Origin of the sequence: Dietzia sp. SLG310A2-38A2 (assembly GCF_014145095.1) — a bacterium.
GTDB lineage: Bacteria > Actinomycetota > Actinomycetes > Mycobacteriales > Mycobacteriaceae > Dietzia.
Window position 1 is genome coordinate 1 of record NZ_JAALDX010000043.1, and the last position, 8,599, is coordinate 8,599.

Genomic DNA, 8,599 nt, shown 5'->3' on the forward strand with positions numbered 1-8,599 from the left:
TCGGGGAGGTCGAGCGACTCCAGGAAGCGAGCAGCGGCGGAGTCGACATCGCTGTCCTGTGCGGTTCTCGCGGGCCAGCGATGCACCGTCGGACGGTCCCCCAGGGAGTCGAGCAGTGCCTCGTCCAGCTGGCCGTCGTTGCGTTCCGGGTGGTCGGCGGGAACGAAGCGTTCGTCGCCGAAGAAGATCGTGACCTTCTCCCATTCCACGGTCGAGTCGGCGAGCGCGGCGGCGGTCTTGACCCCCACCGAGCCCCCCGTCAGCGACAGGCTCGCCCGTCCGGCGGCGGCGATCCGTCCGGTCAGGTGCTCCGCCGCCGCACGGGCGGCCGCGGTGGCGAGTGCGTCGGAGTCGGCGTGGACGAGATGACGGATGTGGGACATCGGGCCTCCTGTGGTGTCGGGTCTCGGTCGTCCGGTTGGTTGGCGGCCCCGCTCAGCGGACGGAGGCCGAGGTGTAGATCACGCGATCGTGGTTCGCGAGTGCGTCGGCGTACACGCCGTCGGTGTCCATGCGGCGCAGCTCCTCGGCGAGGCAGTCCGCCACGCTCCGTTTCACCAGCGTCACCCGTGTGGGGGAGTGGCCGGTGATCCGCAGCTCCGCGGAGGTGGGGCTCACCTGCTCGATGACGATCGATCCGGAGGCCCGCTCCAGGACCACCATCCGCGGCCCCACCGCGCGGTGGACGTCGATCCCGAGGCGGGAGGCGAGCCACCCACCGGCGAGGTCCACGGACGCGGCCCGTTCCGGGCCGCACACCGTGGCGCCGGTGATCGTCTCGAACGGCGGCCGGTCCAGCGTGGCCGCCAGCAGGGAACGCCAGTGCGTGACCCGGGCCCAGGCGAGATCGGTGTCACCCGGGGAGTATCCGGCCGCCCGCTTGGCCAGTGCGTCCGTGGGGTGCCCCTCGGCGTCGGAGTCCACGATCCGGCGACGCGCGAGACGACCCACCTTGTCCTCGGACAGCAGTGTCGGCGAATGCCTGGGCCACCACACCGCGAGAGGGGTGTCCGGCAGGAGCAACGGGGTGACCAACGAGGCGGACTGCGACGCCATCGCCCCCGAGGTCCGGAGGACCACGACCTCGGCCGCTCCCGCGTCGCCACCGACCCGGATCTGACCGTCGAGCCGGTCAGCCCTGGCGCGGTTGCCGCGGATCACCACGATCACGCGACACGGGTGCTCGCGACTGGCCTCGTTTGCCGCCTCGATCGCGGATTCGCTGCCGCGGACGTGGTCGGTGAGGACGATCAGCGTGAGCACCCGGCCGATGGTGCTCAGCCCCGCGTCCTCACGGATCTGCACGAGCTTCTTGGAGATCTCGCGGGTCGAGGTGTCGGGCAGGTCGATGATCACGGTCGCCTCCAGGCGCGGCCACTGCGGGCCAGGATGTCGTCGGCACCACGCGGACCCCACGTCCCGGCCTGGTACTGCTCCGGGGTGCCACCGGCCGACCATTCGTCGAGGACGGGATCGAGGAGCATCCAGCTCAACTCCACCTCGCGCGAGACGGGGAAGAGTGACGGCTCGCCGAGCAGCACGTCCAGGATCAGCCGCTCATACGCCTCGGGGGAGGACTCGGTGAACGCCTCGCCGTAGGCGAAGTCCATGTTGACGTCGCGAACCTCCATCGCGGTCCCGGGCACCTTGGACCCGAACCGCAGTGTCACGCCCTCGTCCGGCTGCACCCGGATCACCAGGGCGTTCTGGCCCAGTTCCTGGGTCATGGTCGCGTCGAAGGGCAGGTGTGGCGCGCGTCGGAAGACCACCGCGATCTCGGTGACGCGACGGCCCAGCCGCTTGCCGGTACGCAGGTAGAACGGGACCCCGGCCCAGCGTCTGTTGTGGACCTCGAGGGTGATCGCGGCGTAGGTCTCGGTGGTGGAGGACGGATCGTATCCGTCCTCGTCCTTGAGCCCCACCACCTGCTCGGACCCCTGCCACCCACCGGAGTACTGGCCCCGGGCCGCGGTCTCGGAGATCGGCAGCGCCAGTGAGGTGGACTCGAGGACCTTGGTCTTCTCCGCCCGCAGCGCGGCGGCCGAGAAGTCCGTCGGTTCCTCCATGGCCACCAGCGCCATGAGTTGGATGAGGTGGTTCTGGATGACGTCGCGCGCGGCCCCGATCCCGTCGTAGTAGCCCGCGCGGCCGCCCAGACCGATGTCCTCCGCCATGGTGATCTGCACGTGGTCGACGTGATTGGCGTTCCACACCGGCTCGAAGAGCTGGTTGGCGAACCGCAGGGCGAGGATGTTCTGGACCGTCTCCTTGCCCAGGTAGTGGTCGATGCGGAACACCGAGTCCTCGGGAAACACCGCGCCCACCACCGCGTTGAGCTCGCGGGCACTCGCCAGATCGTGCCCGAAGGGCTTCTCGATCACCACCCGGCGCCACGATCCGTCGACCGCCCTGGTGCATCCGGTCCGGTCGAGGTGCCGACAGACCGTGGGGAAGTCGTCCGGGGGGACGGACAGGTAGAACGCATAGTTGCCGGCCGTGCCCCGTTCGACCTCCAGGGCCGTCAGCTGCTCCGCCAGGTGATCGAAACCCTCGTCGTCGTCGAAGGTCCCGGTGACGAACCGCAATCCCGCCGCCAGTTGCTCCCACACGTCCTCACGGAACGGGGTACGGCACCGTTCCCGGGCGTGTTCACGGGCGAACTCGGCGAACTCGGAGTGGGTCCACCGGCGCCGGCCGAAGCCGATGAGGGAGAAGCCCGGGGGGAGCAGACCCCGGTTGGCGAGGTCGTAGACGGCGGGGATGAGCTTCTTCTTGGAGAGGTCGCCGGTGACGCCGAAGATGACCAGCCCGGACGGGCCGGCGATCCGTGGCAGCCGCCGGTCCCGCGGATCGCGGAGCGGGTTGGCCGAGCCCTCCGGGCCGCCGACAGGATCGCCGACGGCCGGGAAGGGCCGACTGGCCGGTTCGGTCACGACCCCGAGTGGATCTCGTCGATCCGCGAGGTCACCGTGGCGATCAGGTCGTCCCACGCGCTGACGAACTTGCTCACACCCTGCTGCTCGAGCAGGGTGAAGACCTCGTCCAGGTCTATCCCCTCCGCACGCAGTGCCTCGAGGGTCTCCCGCGAGGCCTCACCGGTGCCCCGCACCGTGTCCCCCTCGAGGACGCCGTGGTCCGCGAACGCCTCCATGGTCGCGAAGGGCATGGTGTTGACGGTGCCGTGGGTGACGAGACCACTCACGTAGAGGGTGTCGGGGTATGCGGGGTCCTTGACGCCGGTGGACGCCCACAGCAGCCGCTGGGGTCGTGCCCCCCGGGCCGCGAGATCACCAAAACGACCGGAGGTGTCGTAGACCTCGTCGTAGACGTCCTGACACAGCCGCGCGTTGGCCAGTCCCGCCCTGCCACGCAGGTCGGAGTCCGCCGGCAGGCGGGAGTCGATCTCGGTGTCGAGTCGGCTGACGAACACCGAGGCCACCGAATGGATGCGGGAGAGGTCGTGACCGGCTGCCGCCGCCCTCTCCAACCCCGCCAGGTACGCCTCCGCGACCGCGCGGTACTGGTCGGCCGAGAAGATGAGGGTCACGTTGACGTCGATGCCGCGCCCGATCACCTCCGTGATCGCGGGGAGCCCCGCCGAGGTGGCCGGGATCTTGATCATGAGGTTGGGTCGGTCGACGACAGCGGCGAGCTCGACGGCCTGGGCCACCGTCTCCTCCGTATCGTCCGCCAGCCGGGGGTCGACCTCGAGCGAGACGCGTCCGTCGACGCCGTCGGTGGCCTCGAACACGTCGGCCAGGACGGCACAGGCGTCCCGCACGTCCGCGGTGGTGAGCGCGCGGACGACGGAATCGACGTCCCTATCGGTCCGGACGGCCTCGGCGAGCGCGGACTCGTAGGCCGACGAGTCACCCAGAGCGGCCTGGAAGATCGCGGGGTTGGTGGTGACTCCCACGACCGAGTAGGTGGACATCCGCTCCTCGAGCTCACCCGAGGTGAGCAGCTGGCGGGACAGGTCGTCGAGCCAGACCGAGACGCCGGCGGCGCTCAGTGCGGCGAGATTGGCGTTGGTCATGATGCCTCCCCGTTGACGGCCGCGAGCGATTCGCGGGCTGCGGCGACCACGGCGTCGCCGGTGATTCCGAACTCGGTGTACAGGGTCTGGTACGGGGCGGACGCGCCGAAGTGCTCGAGCGACACCGCCCGACCCGCGTCGCCGAGGAAGCGGTACCACGGCATCGCTATCCCGGCCTCGACACTCACCCGGGCGCGGACCGACCGGGGGAGGACCGACTCGCGGTACTCCGGATCCTGTTGGTCGAAGAACTCGACACACGGCATCGACACCACCCGGGTCGGGACGCCCTCGGCCTCGAGGACCTCTCGTGCCTCGACCGCAAGGTGGACCTCGGAACCGGTACCCATCAGGATCACCTCGGGGGAACCGGTCGACGCCTCGGCCAGCACGTAGCCACCGCGCTCGACGCCCTCGCGCGCCGACTCGGCCGTGCCCTCCAGGACAGGGATGTCCTGGCGGGTCAGACACAGCCCCTTGGGACCGTCGAGGGCCATGAGCATCGCGCGCCACGCCGCCGCCGTCTCGTTGGCGTCCGCCGGCCGCAGTACGGCCAGGCCGGGGATGGCCCGCAGGGCCGCGAGCTGCTCGACCGGCTGGTGGGTGGGGCCGTCCTCCCCGAGACCGATCGAGTCATGCGTCCACACGTAGTAGGCGTTGCTGCCCTGGAGGGCCGCGAGCCGGACGGCCGGGCGCATGTACTCGCTGAAGATGAGGAAGGTTCCGCCGTAGGGCCGGGTGGGCCCGTGCAGCGCGATCCCGTTGAGGATGGCACCCATGGCGTGCTCGCGGACGCCGAAGTGCAGGTTGCGGCCGTACGGGGACGCAGACCACATCCCGGTCGAGATCGACGGGGGGCCGAAGGAATCGGCGCCCTCGATCTGGGTGTTGTTGGACCCCGCCAGGTCCGCTGACCCACCCCACAGCTCCGGGAGGGTCCCGGCGAGTGCCTGGATGGCCTTGGCGGAGGCCTTGCGGGTGGCGACGCCCTTGGGGTCGGCCTCCCACGTCGGCAGACCGGCGTCCCAGCCCTCCGGCAACTGGCCGGAGTAGAGGCGGTCGAAGAGGTTCTTCGCCTCGGGGTTGGCCTCGGCCCACGCGTGGAACATGTCGCTCCACTGCGCGTGGACGCGGGCGCCACGGTCGCGGGCCGCGCGGGTGTGGGCGATCACCTCGTCGTCGACGGTGAAGGGCTCGGTGCCGCCCATGCCGAGCGCCTCCTTGACCGCGTCCACCTCGGCCTGCCCGAGCGCCGAACCGTGGGAGGCCCCCGTGTTCATCTTGGTGGGGGCCGGGTAGGCGATCACCGTGCGCAGGACGATCATCGAGGGCTTGTCCGTGACGGCGCGCGCGTCGGCGATCGCCTCCTCGATGGCCGCGATGTCCTCACCCCCGTCGACCGTCTGGACGTGCCAGCCGTAGGCCTCGTAGCGGGCGGCCACGTCCTCGGTGAAGGCGATCTGGGTGTCGTCCTCGATCGAGATCTTGTTGTCGTCGTAGACCGCGATGAGGTTCCCGAGCTGCTGGGTCCCCGCCAGCGAGCAGGCCTCGGCGGTCACGCCCTCCTGGACGTCACCGTCCGAGGCGACGACGTAGATGAAGTGATCGAACGGGCTCTTGCCGGCGGGCGCCTCCGGGTCGAACAGGCCGCGCTCGTACCGGGCGGCCATGGCCATGCCCACCGCGGAGGCCAGCCCCTGTCCGAGCGGCCCGGTGGTGATCTCGACCCCATCGGTGTGGTTCCACTCGGGATGACCCGGGGTCTTGGATCCCCAGGTGCGCAGTTCCTTGAGATCCTCGAGCTCCAGGCCGAAACCTGCGAGGTAGAGCTGGACGTACTGGGTGAGCGACGAGTGGCCGCAGGACAGGACGAAACGGTCCCGACCCACCCACTTCGGGTCCGACGGGTCGTGGCGCATCACCCGCTGGTAGAGCGTGTAGGCCAGGGGCGCCAGGCTCATGGCGGTGCCCGGGTGACCGCTGCCGCAGTTCTGCACGGCCTCGGCGGCCAGGACACGCGCGGTGTCGACCGCCCGGGTGTCCAGTTCGGTCCAGTCGGACGGGTGGCGGGCGGTGGTGAGCTCGGTGATCTCCGACGCGCTGGTCACTTGTGGTTCTCCCGGGTCGAGGGTGCGGCGCGGATCCGCGCGTATGTCGTGGACCACCTTAGTGGTCACCGGCGCCCGGGGTCGGGCGGTCCCCGCCCCCGCTCTTTCGCGGAGCGTGCAGGGGGGACGTAGTATCGGCCGGGTAGTGCGTTGACATCTGCTGCGAGGAGTTCCGGTGCACGATTCCACCCCGACCCGGAGTGGGGGGCCGTCCGTCTCCCCTCCAGAGTCCTCGGGGCGGCCGGCTCCGGCGAGCGGGCGCGCCCGCGTAGTCGACGTCGTCATGTCGTACATCGCCCTCACCAAGCCGCGCGTCATCGAGTTGCTCCTGGTGGCCGCCATCCCCGCGATGCTGCAGGCCGACCGCGGGCAGGTCCACCTCGGTCTGGTGCTGTTGACGCTGGTCGGTGGCTGGCTGGGCGCCGCCAGCGCGAACACCCTCAACATGGTCGTCGACGCCGATATCGACAAGGTCATGAAGCGGACCGAACGGCGCCCCCTGGCCCGCCACGCCGTGACCCCCCGGGCCGCGCTGGTCTTCGGCCTGGTGCTCGGGGCGGCCAGCATGCTGTGGCTGGGACTCCTGGCGCAGAGCTGGCTCGCCGCCTTGTTCATCCTGTTGACGATCTGCTTCTACGTCTTCGTCTACACGATGATCCTCAAGCGCCGCACCGCCCAGAACGTGGTGTGGGGGGGCGCCGCCGGTTGTATGCCCGTGCTCGTCTCGTGGGCGGTCATCACCGACCACCTCCCCGAGGGCCAGCCGAGCAACTGGTGGCAGGCGATCGTCCTGTTCCTCATCATCTTCTTCTGGACTCCGCCCCACACCTGGGCCCTGGCGATGCGGTACAAGGAGGACTACGAGGCCGCCGGTGTTCCCATGTTGCCCGTGGTCATGTCGGCGGAGGGCGTCACCCGTCGCATCACCCTCTACACGTGGGCCACGGTCCTGTGCACCTTCGCACTCATCCCCGCGGCGGGGTGGATCTACGCCGCGGGCGCGGTCGGCTTCGGTGTGTGGTTCATCGTGATGGCCCACCGCCTCGAGGCCGGAGTGCGCCGAGGTGTCGAGGTCAAGCCCCTCAAGCTGTTCATCCTGTCGAACAACTACCTGGCCGGGGTGTTCGTGGCCCTGTCCATCGACGCCGTTCTCGGTCTCGAGACCCTGTCCGGGGCCTTCTCCCTGTTCTGATCCGTCACCTCAAGGGGTCGAGATTCTGATCCGTTACCTCGAGGGGTCGAGCGTGATCGACCCCGTGGTGCGCCGGGACTGGAGGGCACGATGCGCAAGTGCCGCGTCGGCGAGTCCGAACGTCGCCCCGACGTGGAGGACGAGCGAACCGTCGACCAGCCCCTCCATCACCTCCGCCGCACGTTCGCGGTACTCCTCGGTGGTCGCGATGAAGTCGCCGAGCGAGGGCCGGGTCAGGAACACCGATCCGGCCGCGTTGAGCCGCTGCGGATCCACCGGTGGCACGGGGCCGCTCGCCGCACCGAACAACACCAGTGTGCCGCGACGCTCGAGCGAGGCCAGACTGGTGTCGAAGGTGTCCCGCCCGACCCCGTCGAACACCACCTCCACACCGCCACCGGACAGCTCGCGGATCCTCTCGGGCGTCGCCTCCGGATAGAGCAGGACCTCATGCGCACCCAGCTCCCTGCAGACCTGCGCCTTCGACTCGGTCGAGGTGGTGGTGATGACCCGGTATCCACGGGACACCGCCATCTGGATGAGGAGCTGCCCCACCCCTCCGGCGCCCGCGGTGATCAGTACCGTGTCTCCGCCGTGCGCACGATGGGTGTCCGTGATGAGGTAGTGCGCGGTGAGTCCCTGGAGGAGCATCGACGCGGCGATGCTGTCGGACACTCCGTCCGGGACGGCGACCAGGGCCTCTGCCGGGGCGACCACGTACTGCGAGTAGGAACCGGGGGTCTGGCACCAGGCCACCCGGTCTCCGGTCACGAGATCGGGCGTGCCCTCTCCCACCGCTTCGACGATCCCGGCCCCCTCGCTGCCCGGGATGTACGGCAACGCGGTCTGATAGATGCCCTCGCGGAAGTAGGTGTCGATGTAGTTGACGCCGATGGAGGTGGTCCGGACGAGGACCTCTCCCGGACCCGGTGAGGGAGTGTCGACCTCGACCGGCTCGAGGACGTCGGGGCCACCGTGTTCTGAGATCCGGACTGCACGCATGGGCCCAAGTATCCGCGACGTCCCGCGCTCCCGCAGCCCTGATATCGCGGGGTCTGGTGGCGGCACCCCGGGAGCGGCGGGCAACCGGGGAGACCGGAGGCGATAAGGTACCCCCATGAGCCTGCAGATCCTTTCCCAGTACGCCGGGGGACCGCGAGTCCGGGCGACCGGTCGGCCCGCCGTCACCACCAGCGGGTCCGGTGCCGTGTCGGAGCCCGATCAGGCGCCCGCCGCCGTCGACGAGGTGGCCGGCGGAGGCGA

The 8,599-nt window shown here is 70.0% G+C and carries 7 protein-coding genes; 1 reads left to right on the plus strand and 6 read right to left on the minus strand.

The annotated features are described in order from the left end of the window. The 5 genes from G6027_RS01625 to tkt form a co-directional block, all read right to left on the minus strand. On the minus strand, positions 1–383 hold a 383-nt coding region (locus G6027_RS01625), incomplete at its 3' end, for a 6-phosphogluconolactonase (protein WP_182634814.1). A 52-nt stretch (positions 384–435) separates the two neighbouring features. Continuing rightward, positions 436–1,356 (minus strand): glucose-6-phosphate dehydrogenase assembly protein OpcA, encoded by a 921-nt coding sequence (locus tag G6027_RS01630; protein WP_311201597.1) that lies wholly within the window; start codon positions 1,354–1,356, stop codon positions 436–438. Then, positions 1,353–2,834 carry a glucose-6-phosphate dehydrogenase gene (zwf, locus tag G6027_RS01635; RefSeq protein ID WP_187702504.1) on the minus strand — a complete coding sequence of 494 codons (1,482 nt, stop codon included), beginning with the start codon at positions 2,832–2,834 and terminating at the stop codon, positions 1,353–1,355. The genes G6027_RS01630 and zwf overlap by 4 nt, the downstream gene beginning before the upstream one ends. A 95-nt stretch (positions 2,835–2,929) precedes the next feature. Continuing rightward, on the minus strand, positions 2,930–4,036 hold the full coding sequence (tal, locus tag G6027_RS01640; protein WP_182634818.1) for a transaldolase: 1,107 nt from the start codon (positions 4,034–4,036) through the stop codon (positions 2,930–2,932). After that, positions 4,033–6,144, minus strand: coding sequence for a transketolase (tkt, locus tag G6027_RS01645; RefSeq protein ID WP_182634825.1), 2,112 nt, complete (start codon positions 6,142–6,144; stop codon positions 4,033–4,035). The genes tal and tkt overlap by 4 nt, the downstream gene beginning before the upstream one ends. Before the next feature lie 175 nt (positions 6,145–6,319). On the opposite strand from tkt, the gene G6027_RS01650 reads away from it, so the two are divergent. After that, positions 6,320–7,336 (plus strand): heme o synthase, encoded by a 1,017-nt coding sequence (locus G6027_RS01650; RefSeq protein ID WP_346995596.1) that lies wholly within the window; start codon positions 6,320–6,322, stop codon positions 7,334–7,336. Positions 7,337–7,369: 33 nt separating this feature from the next. On the opposite strand, the gene G6027_RS01655 is transcribed toward G6027_RS01650, so the two are convergent. Then, positions 7,370–8,338, minus strand: coding sequence for a quinone oxidoreductase (locus G6027_RS01655; RefSeq protein ID WP_182634822.1), 969 nt, complete (start codon positions 8,336–8,338; stop codon positions 7,370–7,372). Positions 8,339–8,599 lie beyond the last annotated feature (261 nt).

Coding starts and splice junctions, on each gene's coding strand:
- tal (WP_182634818.1), bottom strand. CDS start 4,036: ATGACCAACGCCAATCTCGCCGCACTGAGCGCCGCCGGCGTCTCGGTC.
- G6027_RS01655 (WP_182634822.1), bottom strand. CDS start 8,338: ATGCGTGCAGTCCGGATCTCAGAACACGGTGGCCCCGACGTCCTCGAG.